Origin of the sequence: Streptomyces lanatus (assembly GCF_014655715.1) — a bacterium.
Classification (GTDB): domain Bacteria; phylum Actinomycetota; class Actinomycetes; order Streptomycetales; family Streptomycetaceae; genus Streptomyces; species Streptomyces lanatus.
This window is the reverse complement of the sequence record NZ_BNBM01000031.1, coordinates 13355-30144: the sequence shown is the minus strand read 5'-3', so window position 1 is coordinate 30144 and position 16790 is coordinate 13355. Positions and strand designations below refer to the sequence as shown.

8 protein-coding genes and 2 pseudogenes are annotated in these 16790 nt (G+C 68.6%); 2 read left to right on the top strand and 8 right to left on the bottom strand.

Annotated elements, in window-relative coordinates:
* Position 1: 1 nt before the first annotated feature.
* The 4 genes and pseudogenes from IE325_RS44810 to IE325_RS44800 all read right to left on the bottom strand — a co-directional run.
* The gene (locus tag IE325_RS44810) at positions 2–1606 is read right to left on the bottom strand and encodes a fused response regulator/phosphatase (RefSeq protein WP_190075985.1); all 1605 of its coding nucleotides are present in this window, start codon (positions 1604–1606) and stop codon (positions 2–4) included.
* Between the two features lie 74 nt (positions 1607–1680).
* Positions 1681–7086 (bottom strand): pullulanase-type alpha-1,6-glucosidase, encoded by a 5406-nt coding sequence (pulA, locus tag IE325_RS44805; protein ID WP_190075984.1) that lies wholly within the window; start codon positions 7084–7086, stop codon positions 1681–1683.
* Between the two features lie 115 nt (positions 7087–7201).
* Positions 7202–7312: pseudogene (locus IE325_RS47320) on the bottom strand (non-reducing end alpha-L-arabinofuranosidase family hydrolase); the annotation flags it as partial.
* Between the two features lie 55 nt (positions 7313–7367).
* Positions 7368–8558, bottom strand: a pseudogene (locus tag IE325_RS44800) (glycoside hydrolase family 30 protein); the annotation flags it as partial.
* Positions 8559–8895: 337 nt separating this feature from the next.
* Between IE325_RS44800 and IE325_RS44795 the strand changes: the two are divergent.
* Positions 8896–9219, top strand: a complete 324-nt coding sequence (locus tag IE325_RS44795; RefSeq protein WP_190075982.1) for a hypothetical protein — start codon at positions 8896–8898, stop codon at positions 9217–9219.
* A gap of 24 nt (positions 9220–9243) precedes the next feature.
* On the opposite strand, the gene IE325_RS44790 is transcribed toward IE325_RS44795, so the two are convergent.
* A complete protein-coding gene (locus IE325_RS44790; protein WP_190076028.1) occupies positions 9244–10602 on the bottom strand; it encodes an alpha-amylase in 1359 nt (452 codons plus the stop codon).
* Positions 10603–10930: 328 nt separating this feature from the next.
* On the opposite strand from IE325_RS44790, the gene IE325_RS44785 reads away from it, so the two are divergent.
* Complete coding sequence (locus IE325_RS44785; RefSeq protein ID WP_190075981.1) at positions 10931–12994, top strand: carbohydrate-binding module family 20 domain-containing protein; 2064 nt, start codon at positions 10931–10933, stop codon at positions 12992–12994.
* A gap of 65 nt (positions 12995–13059) precedes the next feature.
* On the opposite strand, the gene IE325_RS44780 is transcribed toward IE325_RS44785, so the two are convergent.
* The 3 genes from IE325_RS44780 to IE325_RS44770 form a co-directional block, all read right to left on the bottom strand.
* Positions 13060–14721 (bottom strand): glycoside hydrolase family 13 protein, encoded by a 1662-nt coding sequence (locus tag IE325_RS44780; protein WP_190075980.1) that lies wholly within the window; start codon positions 14719–14721, stop codon positions 13060–13062.
* Positions 14722–14836: 115 nt separating this feature from the next.
* A complete protein-coding gene (locus tag IE325_RS44775) occupies positions 14837–15736 on the bottom strand; it encodes a sugar ABC transporter permease (RefSeq protein WP_190075979.1) in 900 nt (299 codons plus the stop codon).
* Positions 15737–15749: 13 nt separating this feature from the next.
* Positions 15750–16754: a carbohydrate ABC transporter permease gene (locus IE325_RS44770; RefSeq protein WP_190075978.1), complete on the bottom strand. Its 1005-nt coding sequence runs from the start codon at positions 16752–16754 to the stop codon at positions 15750–15752.
* Positions 16755–16790 lie beyond the last annotated feature (36 nt).

Genomic DNA, 16790 nt, shown 5'->3' with positions numbered 1-16790 from the left:
CTCACCCTAACCTCAGGGCCAGCATCGCGATGTCGTCCTCCCGGTCGTGCCCGAAGCAGGCCAGCAGGGTGTCGCACAGGGCGTCGAGGCCGCCCGGGGCACCGACGGCGGCCGCGCGGAGCTGCTCCATGGACGTGGCGAGGTCGACGCCCCGGGTCTCGATGAGGCCGTCGGTGACCATGAGGAGGCGGTCCCCGGGCTCCAGGACCAGCTCGGTCGGCTCGGGCCGGTCCAGGGCCAGCCCCAGCAGCGGACCGTCCACCGGGACGTACTCCGCCCCGCCCGCATCCCGCACGAGCACCGGAGGAATGTGCCCCGCGTTGGCGATCCGGACCTGCCCCGAACCCGGGTCGGCCAGGACCAGACACACGGTCGCGGTGACCTCGGGGTGGTAGTGCGTCAGCATCCGGTCGAGCCGTTCGGCCAGTGCCCGCGGGTCGCTCTGCTCCACGCTGTAGGCGCGCAACGCGTGGCGGATCTCGACCATGACGGTCGCCGCGTCCAGCGAGTGCCCGACGACGTCCCCGACCGCGGTGAGCACCCCGTCCCGGGTGCGCAGGGCGGCGTAGAAGTCCCCGCCGATCTCGGCCTGCCGGGACGCCGGCACATATCGCACGACGAGGTCGACGCCCGGCAGCTCGGGCAGGCGGTGCGGCTGGGGCAGGAAGCTGTGCTGGAGGGTGAGGGCGACTTCGCGCTCCGCCTGGTACATCAGGAGGGGTTCGGCGGCGAGGGCGGTGGCCTGCGCGAGGCGCGCCACCGGGGGTGCCGCGTGGCGCCGTGGGGCGTCCGCGGGTGTCGCTATGCAGACCCAGGCCCGGCCCTCCTGGGCCGACGCCAGCAGCAGGTGGGCGTCCTCCTGGACGCCGGGGCGGAAGTGGCCCGTCGGCCACAGGACCGCCGGGACCACGGTGCCGTGCACACCGCCCCGTCTGCCCGCGATCCGGGTGATCAGCCGGGCCGCGGCCTGGTGCGGGGCCGCGTCGGACAGGGCGAGCCGGCTGCGGGAGGTGCCGTGGTGTGCCTCCCCGTCCGGGCCGATGACGAAGACGACGGCCGGTGTGCCGGTGAGACGGGCCGCGCCCGCGGCGGCCGCGTCGGCCAGTTCACTCAGACAGCGCGCGGTCTGGACGGTGACGATGGCCTCGGCCAGCAGGGTCAGCCGGTGCGCGAGCGCCTCCGCGGCGGTGCGCCGGCGTGCCCTGCGGACCGCGGCCTGGACGATGGCCTGGATCTCCCTGGGCTCGGCGGGCACGGTCAGATAGCCGTCGGCGCCCACGTCCAGTCCCCGGCACCGGTCCTTCGCGTCCACGGCCGTCGCCGAGAAGTGGACGACGGGCAGCGCGGCCGTGGAGGGCCGGGACTTGACCCGGCGGCACAGTTCGAAGCCGCTCATGTCCGGCAGTCCGATGTCGACGAGGGCCACATCGGGCAGGGCGCCCGCCCGCAGCCGTATGTCCAGTTCGCTCAGTGCCTCGCCGGCGCTCGCGACCGGTACGACGTCGTGGCCGGCGCGGCGCAGCACCGCGCCCATGGCATAGCGGTTGGTCGGGACGTCGTCGACGACCATCACGGTCGTGCCCGAGTGCTTGACGTGTGCGTTCATCGTCGGCAGCCCTTGGATACGCGTGAGTGGGGCGGCCCCGTGATCGGGTCCGCCCCACTCAAGCTAGCGTCGTATCAGGGGGTTCGGGCGAAGACCGCCACAGTACGACCCGGAACGGCGAACATGCCCGTTTCCTCGTCGTAGGACGCGGACTTGACGATAGGGTCCGCACCCGAGGCCTGCGCCGGATGCAGTCGGTAGCCGTCCCCGGCGAGCGGGGCGACGCGCTGCTCCTGTCGCTCGGGCGTCGCGTTGAAGACGACGACCAGGTCACCGAGGCGCATGGTGATCACACCCGGTGTCTCCTCCTTGCCGGACAGCGGGAAGGACAGCTTCGACTGCACCTGTTCGGCCGTGCCCAGGGAGAAGGCGCCCTCCGTCGAACGGATCCGCAGCAGGTCCGCGTACGCCGCCGAGGCGCCGTCGATCTGCCCGCAGCCGACCTTGACGCTGCCGAGCAGCGGCTTGGCGTACGGCCACTTGGAGGCATTGTCGGCCGCCGGCGGCAGCCCCCGCCCGAAGCCGTTGCCGTCGGCGCAGTTCCAGTGGATGGCGTTGAACCAGTCGCCGCTGTCGTAGGAGTTGCGGTCGAGGGACTTGGAGCGCAGCAGGTCGGTGCCGGCCTGGGAGAGCGCCGGGCCCTGCGACAGGGTCGCCGTGGCCATGGCGAGAACCTGCATCCGGGCACGGTCGGCGGCGCTGGTCGTGGCGGGCAGCTTGTACGTCAGCGCGTCGAACAGGGACTCGTTGTCGTGCGCGTCGGCGTAGGCGAGGGCGTCGCCGGGGGCGGCCGCGTAGCCGGCGGGTGCGCCGTTGTAGTCGACCTCGGAGCCCTGGACCTCCTTGCCGTCGGTGTCGGTGAAGCGGTAGTCGGCGAGGTTGCCGGACAGGCCGACCTTGATCAGGTCCTGGTAGTGCAGCAGGCGGGCCTTCTGCTCCGCCGGAGTGCCGTTGTTCTTGGACGAGTTGGGGTCGGTGTAGAGCCCGGAGGCGAAGCCCTGGATGCCCGGGTCCTCGTCGAAGGGCCCGCCGCCGCGCACCGCGTCACGCGCCCGGTCGGAGAAGGTGGCGATGCCGGTGCCGGCCATGTTCTTCTGCGTGGCCTGCACGAACCGGGCGTCGTCGGCGACCTCGCCGAAGTTCCAGCCCTCGCCGTAGAGGATGATCTTCTTGCCGTCGACGCCGTCCTCGGCGAGGGTCAGGGCGTCGAGCGCCTTCCTGACCGCCAGGATGTTGGCCTTCGGGTGGTGGCCCATGAGGTCGAAGCGGAAGCCGTCGACCTTGTACTTCTTGGCCCAGGTGACGATCGAGTCGACGACCAGCTTGCCCATCATGGTGTTCTCGGTGGCGGTGTTGGCACAGCAGGTGCTGTTCGCGACCGAGCCGTCGGCGAGGAGCCTCTGGTAGTAGCCGGGGACGATCCGGTCCAGGACGGAGGTGTCCGCCTGCCCGCTCGCCGCCGTGTGGTTGTAGACGACGTCCATGACGACGCGCAGGCCGTCCTCGTTCAGCGCCTTGACCATCCGGCGGAACTCGACGGTACGGGCCGTACCGTCCGGGTCGGAGGCGTACGAACCCTCCGGGACCGTGTAGTGGTACGGGTCGTAGCCCCAGTTGTAGGCGTCCTTCGCGGCGATCTTCGCCACGCACGCCTGCTGCTGCTCGGAGTCGGCCGGGAAGGAGGCGAGGTCGCAGTCGGCGGCCGCCTGGTCCTCCCGGCGTTCCGGGATGGTGGCGATGTCGAAGGCCGGCAGCAGATGGACGTACGACGTGCCCGCCTCGGCCAGCTTCTTCAGGTGCTTGGAGCCGTCGCTGAGCTTGTCGGTGAAGGCGAGGTAGGTGCCCTTGTCCTTCGCGGGGACCGTCTTGTCCGCCACCGAGAAGTCCCGGATGTGCAGCTCCTGGATCTGGGCGTCCTTCAGCGGTACGGCCTTGGGCTTGGTGTACGTGGACCAGCCGGTCGGCGCCAGGCCCCGGTCGTCGAGGTCGACGGCGAGGCTGCGCTCGGAGTTCGCGGTGAGGGCGACCGAGTAGGGGTCGGTGACCTTGTTGGTGACGACCTTGCCGACGCTGGGTGCCCAGACCTGGACGACGTACCGATAGGGCTTGTTCTTCCAGGACTTGGGGCCGGTGACGGACCAGACGCCGGTGGTGCTGTCGCGCCGCATGGCGACCGTGGAGTCGCCGATCTCCAGCTTCACCGACTGTGCCGTGGGCGCCCAGACGGCCAGCGTCGGACGGCCCTTGTCGAAGACCGGCCCGAGGTCGGAATTCGTCGCGCCCGGGTAGAGGTCGTCGAGTACGCCGGCGATCTGCACACCGGTCGCGGCGAGCACGGCACCGTTGGCCGCGCGCTGGGAGGCGACGACCTGGCCGCGCAGGGCCTCGCGGACCCGGTCACGGTCACGGGGGTCGACGGTCCAGGCGGCGTAGTCCTTCAGGTGCGGGAACTTCGCCTTCTGGGCGTCGGTGAGCGAGACCTTGGCCAGCCGCAGCCACTTGGCGTCGCCGGTCAGCGCGCCGTCCTTCACCGCGATCCCGCCGTCCCTGCTGTACAGCAGCTGGGTGGAGGCGGCGGCCTCGGAGCCGTTCCAGGCCACGGTGTTCCGGTCGATCCAGACCGCCTTGGAGGTGGTCAGGTCGAGGGCCGCGGCGGACCCGGCCGGCTGCGGGAGCAGGTACTTCTCCTGGCCGCTCAACAGCCACACCTCATGGCCGTTCGCCGTGAGGTCCAGCGACTGGTCGGTGGGCAGGTCCTTCTCGTCGCCCTTGTGGAGGATGTAGCTGAGGCTGGTGGCACCGTCGGTGAGCGGTACCTCGAAGACCGCACCATAGGTATCAGTCTTGACCGGCTTCAGGGGGTTCGACCACTCGGTGGGGTTCGCGGCACCCGTCCAGGTGTGCAGGCCCCAGCCGTCGTAGTTCCCGTCGGCACGGTGGTAGTGGATGACGGCCTTGCTCTTGTCCTGCTCAGGAAGGTCCGGACGCTCGGTGACTACGTCTGCCTTGCCCTGCTCGATCCAGACCTCGCCGGTCTTGGTGACGTCGATCGTGCGGTCGGCGGAGACGTCCTTGTTGCCGTCCTTGTCGATGACGAGGAAGCCGACACCGGAGGCGCCGGGCTTCAGCTTGACGTAGGCGAAAGCGCCGTAGGCGTCCCGGCCGACGAAGGGGTGGCTCTTCGGCCACTCGGTGGACTCGCCGTCGGCGAGGTCGCCCCAGGCGTACAGGCCCCAGTTCGCGTAGTCGCCGTCGGTGCGCTTGTAGTGGACGACCGCGTAGTCCCGGGAGGAGGCGCTGGGCGTCTCGGGGGCGGACGGGGTGCCGGTGGTGGAGGCCGCGGTGGCGCTCGCCCTGCGGCCCGCCGAGTCGATGACGACGGCCTTGTAGCGCAGGGCGGTTCCGACCGGTACGTCCTTGCCGATGGTCTGCGTGACCTTGTACGGGGCGTGGTCGGCGGAGCCGAGGGTCTTCCACTTGCCGCCGCCGACCTGGGCGGCGAAGACGACGCGGTTGAGCTGCCCGCCGTCGACGTCGGCGCCGATCTCGACGGTGCCGGTGGCTCCGGCGGCCGGGGCCTTGAGGGTGATCGTCGGCGCGGTGGCGGGCTGGGGAAGCTTGCCGGCGGCCTTGTAGACGACGGCCGAACCGGCGGGGACGGTGACCGTGAGCTGACGCTCGGCGTCGGACTTCAGCGAGCCGTCACCGCCGTAGATCCCCTTGAAGCTCATGCCCGCCGAACCGACCGCGAAGGTCGCCGTCTTCGACTCGTCGGCGTTGTTGAAGGCGACGACGTACTCGACACCCGTCTTGGCGTCGGTACGGGAGAACGCGTAGACGCCGGCGCCGTCCGCCGCGTACCGCTCCGTCTGGACTCCGTCCGCGAGGGCCGGGTTGGCCTTGCGGAGCTTGGAGAGGGCGCTGATCTGCTGGTACAGGGGCCCGTCGGTGTCGTAGGCGTCGCTCGCGTGGGTGCGGTCGGTGCCGATCTGGTCGTCGTCCAGGTAGTCGGCGGTCTTCGAGGCGAACAGGGTCTGGCGGGCGTCCTTGTCGCCGCCCGCGCCGGTGAAGCCCTGTTCGTCGCCGTAGTAGACGACCGGGTTGCCGCGGCTGAGGAACATCAGCTCATTGGCGAGCCTGTCCTTGGCTAGGAGTTCGGCGTCGGTCGCGTCGGGGTTGTCCTGGTTGAGGAAGTACCCGATGCGGCCCATGTCGTGATTGCCGAGGAAGGTGACCTGTTCGTAGGCGTTGGCCTTGTCGGTCGTGTACTTGTAGTCGTCGCCGAAGACGCCCGCGAGCTCGCGCGCGCTGCCGCCCTGGGAGGCGTACTGCCGTGCGGCTTCCTGGAAGGGGAAGTCGAGGGTGGCGTCGAGGCGGCCCTGGGTGACGTACGGCGAGGTGATCGACGTATCGGCGGAGTAGACCTCGCCGAACATGAAGAAGTCGTCGCGGCCCTGCTTGGCGGCGTAGGCGTCCAGCGCCGTGGCCCACTGGGTCCAGAACTCCATGTTGACGTGCTTCACGGTGTCGATCCGGAAGCCGTCGATGTCGAAGTCCCGCACCCAGCGCTGGTAAATCTTCTCCATGCCGGTCACGACCTCGGGACGCTCGGTCCACAGGTCGTCGAGGCCGCCGAAGTCGCCGTGCGTGGAGCTCTCACCGGCGAAGGTGGAGTCACCGCGGTTGTGGTACATCGTCGGGTCGTTGAGCCAGGACGGGACCTTGGCGTTCTTCCCGGCGGCGGCCGTGGGCGTGCGCGGGAAGGAGTCGGTGTCGACGGCCGGGAACCCGGACCTGCCGTCCGCGTAGTCGGCGTCGTCGAACGGCTTCCCGTCCTTGGTCAGATACGGGAAGGCGCCCTTGGAGAGATAGTCGTAGGACTTCTCCTCGTAGTCGACGACATCGGCGGTGTGGTTGGTGATGACGTCGAAGTAGACCTTCATGCCCTTGGCGTGCGCCTTGGAGATGAGGGTTTCGAGGTCCTTGTTGGTGCCGAAGTGCGGGTCGACCTGGGTGAAGTCGGTGATCCAGTAGCCGTGGTAGGCGGCGGAGGCGTTGCTCCCCGTCCCCTGCACGGGCCGGTTCTTGAAGATCGGCGCCATCCAGATGGAGGTGGTGCCGAGGCCCTTGATGTAGTCGAGGCGCTTGGTCAGGCCCTTGAGATCGCCGCCCTGGTAGAAGCCCTTGTCGGTGGGGTCGTAGCCGGTGGAGAGGCGGGAACCCGTCAGGCCGCCCTTGTCGTTGCCGGTGTCGCCATTGGCGAAACGGTCCGGCAGGACGAAGTAGAACTGCTCACGGGTGGAGTCGTGCCGGGCGGGCTCGGCGGCGAGCCTGGCGTCGGACGGGGGCGCGGGCGGAGTCTCCGCCCGTGCCGCGAGAGGCTGGACGAGTGCTGCGGCCAGCGCGGTCACGGTGACCGCAGCGACCCGTCCGATATGGGCGGTTCGACGCCTCGACGGCGACGGCCATCTCGATATCACAGATGGGCTCCTAGCGATTACGGCTCTGTGGGTCCGACCCCGCGCGACCGTATCGCCGCCGAAAGGTTTACAGCAAGAGGCTTGAAATCATCGGTAAGAACTTTCACGAAGTCCGTCAGCAGGCGGAGTTGGTCTGGGTGAGCAGCCCCAGCCGCCGGGGCAGCGTGTTGTACGGGCCGGAGGCGGCCGGATCCAGGCCCTGGTACAGGTAGCGCAGCCGGCACGCTGCCCGGTAAGGCAAGCCGCTCGGCCGACGAGGCCTTGATGGTGTACGTGACCAGGGAGCGGGCCGGAACCGTGGCGGTCAGCGCTCCCCCGCTCACCGGGACGGCCGACTGCTGGGCCATGCTGCTGGAGCCGTTGGTGAGGTAGGGGGTCGCGGTGCCGTTCGTGATCCCGGTGTTCGGGAGGCGGTACGACACCTGCTGGGCCGCGCTGCCCGCGTTGAGCGCGACGACGGCGAGCGTGCCGTCGGGGTTGCGGAAGGCCGACAGCTTGAGGTTCGGGTCCGGGGTCGTGGCGCCGATGCGGGTGGCGCCGGGCCGGATGAAACGGCTGTAGTTGGCCATCGCCCACAGCCGCTTGGAGACCCGGTAGCCGTCGCCGTCCATCTGGATCAGGCCTCGGGTGGCGCCGGTCGAAGCGCCGTACCAGTAGACATAGCCGCTGGTGTTTCCCTTGGTCAGGGCGTCATGGATGGCGGAGGCCACGGTGAGGCCGTCGTAGCCGCTGCCGTCGTCCCAGTTCTCGTTCCAGGTGGTGCCGTCGGGCGACCACTCCGACATCCAGGTGCGTTTCTGGGTGGGCAGCGGACCGTCGACGCGGCTGGCGTAGGTGTGGCCGGTGTGGGTGGCGACGTAGCCGCGGGCGGCCGGGTCGGCTTCGATGGCGCTGGTGTAGCTCTTCTGCTGGTTCCAGCCGAAGGAGTCACAGCAGGCGACCTTGAGTCCGGCGGCGTTCGCGACCGGCCCGAGGACCTTGGTGAACTCGGTGGCCTGGGCGGGGGTGAGCCGCATGGAGTCGTACGTCGCCGTCCAGTCGGGCTCGTTGGTGAACCCGAGGTCGGTGACGCCGATGCCCTCCTGGCCGTAGAACTTGGCGTACTGGACGAGGTAGTTGGCGTACGCCTTGCGCCAGTCACCGCTCGCGCAGCTGGCGCCGGTCAGCCCGCACAGGGTGCCGCCATTGGCGTCCTGGCCATTGGTCTTCATGTAACCCGGGGCCGTCCAGGCGTCGGCGTAGAAGCGGTTCACGCCGTAGGCCTTGGCCTGCTTGGCGAGCCACACCTGGCCCTTGTCGTAGCCGTCCCAGGTGTACTTGGGGGTGGCGTTCGGGCCGCCGGGGTCGGTGGGCTGGATGCCGGAGTCGATACCGAGGCGCAGGATGCTGAGGCCGGCGCCGGTGGTGCGGTTGAACAGCAGGTCGAGGATCTCGCGCTGTTTGGGCGCCGACAGTCCCTGCGAGCCGTTCATGATGGCGGCGCGTCCGAAGTGCTCGGAGATGCCGAAGCCGTCGATGGGCTGGTGTCTTGCCGCCCCGTCGATGGTCGCGGAGGTCGTGGCCCAGGCGTTCGGTGTGCCGACGGCCGTGAGACCGACGGCGGTCAGGAGGACGGATAACGAGGTCACCGTCCACTTTCTGAGTCTGCGCATCATGATTCCGCCAATCGTGGGAGCGCTCCCATACGCATGTCGTGGCGGACCGTAGAGCGGTGACCGGGACACGTCAACCCCACGCGCTATGCGTGCACCCCCGCTCGCCCCACATAATCGATCGCCCCCGTGCGATGGCTCCGGCTACCGTCCTCGCGTGAAACAGGAACCGCCCCTCGTTCGCGACCTCTTCCCCGAGCTCGTCGCCGAACTGGCCACCCTCCTGGAGGAGGAGGGGGAACACTGGCTGGCCATCTGCGTCTGGGACGTCCGCATGGTCGCCGAGTGCGGCTGCGGGGACGACTTCTGCCAGAGCATCCGGACGGCGGAGCATACGCCCGGACAGCCGTACGGCCCCGGTCATCGCTGTGTGCCGCTGCTGCCGGCGACGGGCGATCTGATCCTCGACGTCGTGAACGGCCGGATCATGTACATCGAGATACTGGATCGGCCACCCCTGCGGCAGCGCGTGCAGCCGTGACAGGGGTGGCCGAAAAGAGGGTGCTCAGCAGCTCGACTTACCGGCGTAGATCGCCAGTGCGGTGTTGGCCCCCAGGGTGGCGCTGAACTGCCCGCTGGAGTTCACGGTCACCGTCGTGTTGCTCTGCACATTGCAGTACGTGCCCGCCGCGAGCGACGTCTGATAGGTGCGGGTCAGGCCGCTCGACTCGTGGTTGATGGCCACGAATCCCTTGCTGCCCCGGCCGAAGGCGATGGCGTCGCCTCCGTTGTCCCACCAGTTGGTGACGGCCTCGCCACGGGTGGCGTTGCGGAAGGCGACCATGCGGATGATCTCCGGCCAGGCGTGCTGGCACTTCCAGCCGTCCTGGTAGCAGGCGCTCACGGAGCCGCCGTTGGGCGGGCCGGCGTCGGTGCTGGACCACTCGTAGCCGGAGTTGATGTCCGGGGCGCCGTACGGGTAGGCGAGCATGAAGACGTTGGCGAGGGTGTAGTTCGCGCCATCCTTGTAGTTGAGGGTCGAGCCGTTGCGCTCGGTGTCGTGGTTGTCGACGAAGACGCCCGCGACCCCGCTGCTCAGGTAGCCCCAGCCCTCGCCGTAGTTCTTCAGGTACGCGAGGTTCTCGTTGTTGAAGACCCGCTTGAGGTCGTAGGCGTAGCGGAACTCCTGGACGTCCCCGTTCCCCGTGTACTCGGTCGGCTGGACGGCCTCCCCGCTGCCGTAGATGACCTCCTGCTTCCAGTACACCGACGGGTTGCTGAGGCGCGACTTGATGTTGGCGAGGTCGGCCGCCGGGATGTGCTTGGCCGCGTCGATGCGGAAGCCGTCGACGCCGTAGCCGAGGAGGGTGTTCATGTAGCCGGCGATCGTGGCGCGGACGTACTCCTCGCCGGTGTCCAGGTCGGCGAGGCCGACGAGTTCGCAGTTCTGGACGTTGGTGCGGTTGGTGTAGTCGCTGATCGACGCCGTGCAGTCGTTCATGTCGGCCGAGGAGTACAGGCCGGGGTAGTCGTACTTGGTGTACGACGATCCGCCGGTGCCGGTGCCGCTGCCCGCGGACATGTGGTTGATGACGGTGTCGGCGACGACCTTCACACCCGCGTTGTGGCAGGTGTTGACCATGTTCCGGAAGGCGGTTGCGTCACCGAGACGGCCGGCGATCTTGTAGCTGACCGGCTGGTACGAGGTCCACCACTGGGAGCCCTGGATGTGCTCGGCGGGCGGGGAGACCTGGACATAGCCGTAGCCGGCGGGGCCGAGGGTGTTGGTGCACTCCTTGGCGACCGAGGCGAAGTTCCACTCGAACATCACCGCGGTGACGTCCTTGGTGCCGGGCGGGGCGGCGGATGCGGTGCCGCCGGGGGCGATGAGGGCCGCGGCCCCCGCTGCCGAGAGTGCGGTCAGCGCGGCGGCGAGGGCCGTACGCCGTCGCTTCCTGTGGCGCTTCGGGGGCGCCGAGCGGGTCGATATCACAGGCTGAACTCCTTGCGAGAGCGGCTCAGTTCGGATCCCCCTGCGCCGCGGCGCGGCGTCGTTGCCGGGCGCCGGCGAGAACGTACCGCTAACGAAAGCTTTACAGCAAGAGGTTTGAAATTCACAGAAAGAACTTTCACCGGTTGCCTTGACGTGCCTTCACAACTGCCCCACCCTCACGGGTAGTTGAATGCCCGACCACGGTGTGGATCTTCAGACCTCCGACGACTTGTGCCCGACTTCACTTCCGGAGCCGCACATGCCTCTCAGACACCGCCCTCCGGGCGTCCTCCGCCGCGCCGCGACCGCCGCGGCGGCGGGTGCCCTGGCGCTCGCGGGTGCGACGGCCTTACCCGCGACGTCCGCCCATGCGGACGCCACGACCTCCGGCGATGTGATCGCCAACCTCTGGTCCTACAACTGGAACTCGGTCGCCGCCGAATGCACGAACGTGCTCGGCCCGAACGGCTATGGCGCGGTGTGGGTCGCCCCGCCCGCCGAGTCGCTCAAGCAGACCAACTACTACTGGTGGGATGTCTACCAGCCGTTCTCCTACGACCTGAACGGCCGGTTCGGTACGGCGGCCCAGTTCGCCTCGATGGTGGACGCCTGCCACGACGCGGGCGTGAAGGTATACACCGACGCGGTGATCAACCACACCGCCGCCCAGACCGGCACCGGCTACCACGGCACGACGATCACCAACAAGTACGACACCCCCGACTGGGATCCGGACGACTACCACACGTCGGCGGAGTGCAACGACTCCGACATGATCATCGACGACTGGTCGAACCTCACCGAGATCCAGAACTGCGAACTGCTCGGCCTGCCCGATCTGGAGACCGAGGACGACGACGTCCGCTCGGGCATCGCGGCCTACCTGAACAAGCAGATCGCCCTCGGTGTCGACGGCTTCCGCATCGACGCGGCCAAGCACATGCCGGTCGCCGACCTCAACGCGATCTGGGCGAAGCTGGACGACACGACGGCGGGCGGTGAGCCGTACATCTTCCAGGAGGTGTACCCGGGTTCGACCCCGGCGGCCTCCGACTACTACTCCGCCGGTGACGTCCTGGACTTCACCTACGCGAGCCGCGTGAAGTCGGCGTTCCAGGGGAATGTGAGCGACCTGGAGTCGCTGCCGTCCTCGGGCGTGCTGCCCCCGGCGAACTCGGTGTCCTTCGTGACCAACCACGACACCGAGCGCAACGGCCTGCACATGAGCTACAAGGACGGCGACACCTATCGGCTGGCCAACGTCTTCCAGCTCGCCTACAAGTGGTCGACGCCGACGGTGTACTCCGGCTTCGAGTTCTCGTCCTCCGACCAGGCCCCGCCCAACTCGGGCGGCGGCTTCGTCACGGACACGAACTGCTCGAACGGCTGGTACTGCCTCCAGCGCGACGCCGCCGTCACCGGCATGGTGAAGTGGCACAACGCGGTGGGCTCGGAGGCGGTGGCCAACTGGGCGTCGAAGTCGTCGAGCGTGATCGGCTTCGGGCGGGGCACGGCGGGCTACGTCGCGCTCAACAACGGATCGTCGGCGGCGACGTACACCTTCGCGACCGGGATGGCCGACGGCACGTACGCGAACGTCATCGACAACGGCGCCACGACGGTCACGGTCTCCGGCGGCAACGCGACCCTGACCCTCCCCGCGAAGAGCGCGATCGCCTTCTACGACGGCGAGTTCACGCCCTGCGACACCTCCTGCGAGGACCCGGACGACGGCACCTCGGTGACGGCGACCTTCGACACGTACGCGCCCACCGCATCCGGCCAGGACGTCTACGTCGTCGGCTCGATCGCGGCGCTCGGCGGCTGGGACCCGGCGAAGGCGGTGAAGCTGTCGTCGACCGGGTATCCGAACTGGTCGGGGGCGGTGAACGTGCCGGTCAACACGTCCTTCGAGTACAAGTACGTGAAGAAGGACACCTCGGGGAACGTCACCTGGGAGTCCAGGGCCAACAGAGCCGCGGCCGCCTCCGCCTCGGCGGTCGGCTTCCACGACTCCTGGAACCTCGCCGACACCACCGACGTGACCTTCAACGTCAACGCCACCACCGACTGGGGCACCAACGTCTACGTCGTAGGCTCCATCGCCTCGCTCGGCTCCTGGAACACGGCCGACGCGATCCCGCTGTCGTCGGCGTCGTACCCGACGTGGAGCAGGTCCGTGGTCGTCCCGAAGAGCACGGCCTTCGCGTACAAGTACATCAAGAAGGACGGCTCCGGGAACGTGACCTGGGAGTCCGGCACCAACCGCTCGTACACGACGGGGAATTCCTCGGGGTACGCGACGGGTGACAGCTGGAAGTAGCCAGCGCTAGGGCCCGCTGCCTCCTCCGGCAGCGGGCCCTTCGCTGTGCTCTGCGAGATCGCCGGTCAGGCGGTCGTCCACCACACCGTGGTGTCGCCCGGCACCTTCGCCTCGCCGTCCGCCTCGGTGATCTCACCGCTGGTCAGCAGTACACGGCCGTGGGCGGGCAGGGTCACGGACTCGCCGGTGGTGTTCGCGACGCACACGAACTCACCGCGCCGGAACGCCAGGACGCCCTCGGGCGCCCGGAGCCACTCCACCTCGACGCCGGCCCCGAGGTCGGGGTGCTCACGGCGGGCGGCGAGGGCGGAGCGGTACAGCTCCAGAGTGGACTCGGGGTCACCGGACTGCGCCTCGACGCTCAGCTCGCCCCACCCCTCCGGCTGCGGCAGCCAGCTGCCCCCGCTGCCGAAGCCGTACGACGACCCGGTGCGCGTCCAGGGGATCGGCACCCGGCAGCCGTCACGAAACCCGTCCTGACCGGCGCCGCGGAAGTACGCCGGGTCCTGGCGCACCTCGTCGGGGAGGTCGACGACGTCCGGCAGGCCGAGTTCCTCGCCCTGGTAGACATAGGCCGAGCCGGGGAGCGCGAGCATCAGCAGCGTCGCCGCGCGGGCCCGGCGCAGGCCGAGTGCCCGGTCGCCGGCCGTGCGGATCTGGGTGCCGAGGCCGGGCGGGTTCGCGAAGCGGGTGGCGTGGCGGGTGACGTCGTGGTTGGAGAGGACCCAGGTGGCGGGGGCGCCGACGGGGCGCATCGCCTCCAGGGTGCGGTCGACGACCTGGCGGAGCTCGTCGGCGTCCCAAGCGGTCGACAGATACTGGAAGTTGAAGGCCTGGTGCAGCTCGTCCGGGCGGACGTAGTTCGCCGTCCGCTCCACGGTCGGGGTCCACGCCTCCGCGACGAAGATGCGCTCACCGGCGTACTCGTCGAGAATCGTGCGCCACTGCCGGTAGATGGCGTGGACGCCGTCCTGGTCGAAGAACGGCATGACATCGTTGCCCAGCAGCTTGAGCTGGTCGTGGGATCCGAGGTCCGGGAGGCCCTCCGCCTTCACCAGGCCGTGTGCGACATCGATACGGAAGCCGTCGACGCCCATGTCCAGCCAGAACCGGAGGATCGAGCGGAACTCGTCGCCCACCGCCGGGTGTTCCCAGTTGAAGTCGGGCTGCTCGGGCGCGAACAGGTGCAGATACCACTCGCCGTCCGCGACCCGCGTCCACGCCGGGCCGCCGAAGATGGACTCCCAGTCGTTGGGCGGGAGTTCGCCGTTGGCGCCCTTGCCGGGACGGAAGTGGTAGCGGTCGCGGAGCGGGGAGCCGGGGCCCTCGGCGACGGCCCGCTTGAACCACTCGTGCTGGTCGGAGGAGTGGTTGGGGACCAGGTCGACGATGATCCGCAGCCCCAGCTCACGCGCGTCGTGGATCAGCGCGTCCGCGTCGAGCAGATTGCCGAACATCGGGTCGACGGCACGGTAGTCGGCGACGTCGTAGCCGGCGTCGGCCTGCGGCGAGGCGTAGAAGGGGCTGAGCCACACGGCGTCCACACCGAGGTCACGCAGATACGGCAGACGGGAGCGTACGCCTTCCAGATCGCCCATGCCGTCACCGTTGCTGTCGGCGAAACTGCGCGGATAAACCTGGTAGATCACCGCGTCCCGCCACCAGTCGCCGCGCTTGGCTTCGGTGGGGGTCGGGGCCTGGGCGATGGCGGAGTGCTGCTGGCTCATGGCGTCCTTGGTACGTAAGGGAGTCATCAGGTCAGAAGGAAGTGACGAGGCGGTCGCGGTGACAGCGGGGTCGGATGGACACCGCGACCGCCTCGGGTTTCGGGGAGGGCGGGGCTCAGCCCTTCGTGCCGCCTGCCGTGAGGCCGGTCACCAGGTTCCGCTGCACGAAGTAGAAGAACGCGGACACCGGTATGGCGATCAGCACCGCCGTCGCGGCCATCAGGTTGCGCTGTGCGTCGTGCTCGCTCACGAACGTCTGCAGACCGACCGCGAACGTGTACTTCGTGTCGGACAGCATGAACGTCGACGCGAACGCGACCTCGCCGAAGGCCGTGATGAAGCTGTAGAACGCGGCGACCGCCAGGCCCGGCTTGGCGAGCGGCAGGATCAGTCGCGCGAAGGTGCCGAAGGGGGACAGCCCGTCGACGCGCCCCGCCTCGTCGATCTCGAACGGGATCGTGTCGAAGTAGCCCTTCATCAGCCAGGCGCAGTACGGCACGCTCGTGGAGCAGTAGACGAGGATCAGACCGAGGTAGGTGTCGATCAGCTGGACCTCGGACAGGATCTGGTACATCGGCACCATGAGGACGGCCACCGGGAACATCTGGGTGACGAGCAGCACCCACATGAACTTCTTGTAGCCCGGGAACCGCATCCGCGAGACCGCGTAGCCGGTGGTCGCGGAGATGATGACGCCGATGAACGTGGTGCCCAGCGTGACGATGAGCGTGCTGGTCATCCAGTCGAAGAACTCCGTCTCCTGAAGGACGAAGGAGTAGTTGTCCAGCGTCATCTTGCTCCAGATGCCGCCGGGGTGGAGATAGTCGTCCTTGTCCGGGCCGAGGGACAGGAAGACCAGCCAGGCGACGGGGAACAGCGCGATCAGGCTCGCCACGATGAGGATGCCGTGGGAGACGAGGGACGTACCGAGGCCGCGGCGGCCTGCCTTGCGCGGGGTGGCCGTGGTCATGGAGTCCTGCTCGCTCACGGGGGTCTCGACAGTGGTCGTGGTCATGGGGACTCCCGCCTCAGATCGCGAGCTGCTGGTCATTGCGGTTCAGCCAGCGGCGGTAGAAGGAGGTGAAGACGATCAGGATGGCCAGCAGCAGCATGCCGTACGCGGCGGACTGCGCGAAGTCGCGTGGTTGCTGTCCGAAACCGAGGTAGTAGGCCCAGGTGACGAGGATCTGCGCGTCCGGGGCGGTGTCGCCGAACAGCAGGAAGATGATCGCGAACTGGTTGAAGGTCCAGATGATGCCGAGGAGTACGACGGTGGAGCTGACGGACCTCAGACCGGGCAGGGTGACATAGCGGAACTGCTGCCATCTGCTGGCACCGTCCATCTCGGCGGCCTCGTACAGCGAGGAGTCGATGGACTGGAGCCCGCCGAGCAGCGAGAGCATCATGAACGGCACACCGCACCAGGTGTTGACCATGATCGCGGCGAACCGCTGCCAGAAGGTGTCCTCCAGCCACAGTGGTGTGGGCAGGTGGAGGGTCTCCAGGAACGAGTTGATGATGCCGCCGTCGGCGAGCATGAACCGCCAGCCGAAGACGGTGACGAAGGTCGGCACGGCCCACGGCAGGATCAGGATCAGCCGGTACAGGGTGCGGCCGCGCAGCTTCTGGTTGAGCAGCAGGGCGAGGCCGAGGCCGATCGTGTAGTGGAGGGTGACGCAGGCCGCCGTCCAGAAGATCGTCCAGATGAAGTGCGACCAGAAGCGGTCGTACGCCGTGTCGCCCCAGAGGATGTCGGCGTAGTTGTCGAGGCCGATGAACTTGTAGGTGGCGTCGATGTGGTTGACGCCGATGGTGCGGGCGCTGTTGAGGCTGTTGGCGTCGGTGAGCGTGAGGTAGAAGCCGTACACCAGGGGGTACACGACGAGCACGCCGAGGACGATCACCACCGGGGCGATCATCGCGTAGGCGTACCAGTGCTTCTGGTAGCCGTGCTTGAGGCGCCGGCCGAGTCCGGACCGCGGCTCGCGGTCACCGCGGCGCTTGCCGGTCGCGCGGTCGATGGCGACTGTCATGGTTCGACAACCTTCTCGAAGATCAGCAGTTGGGGG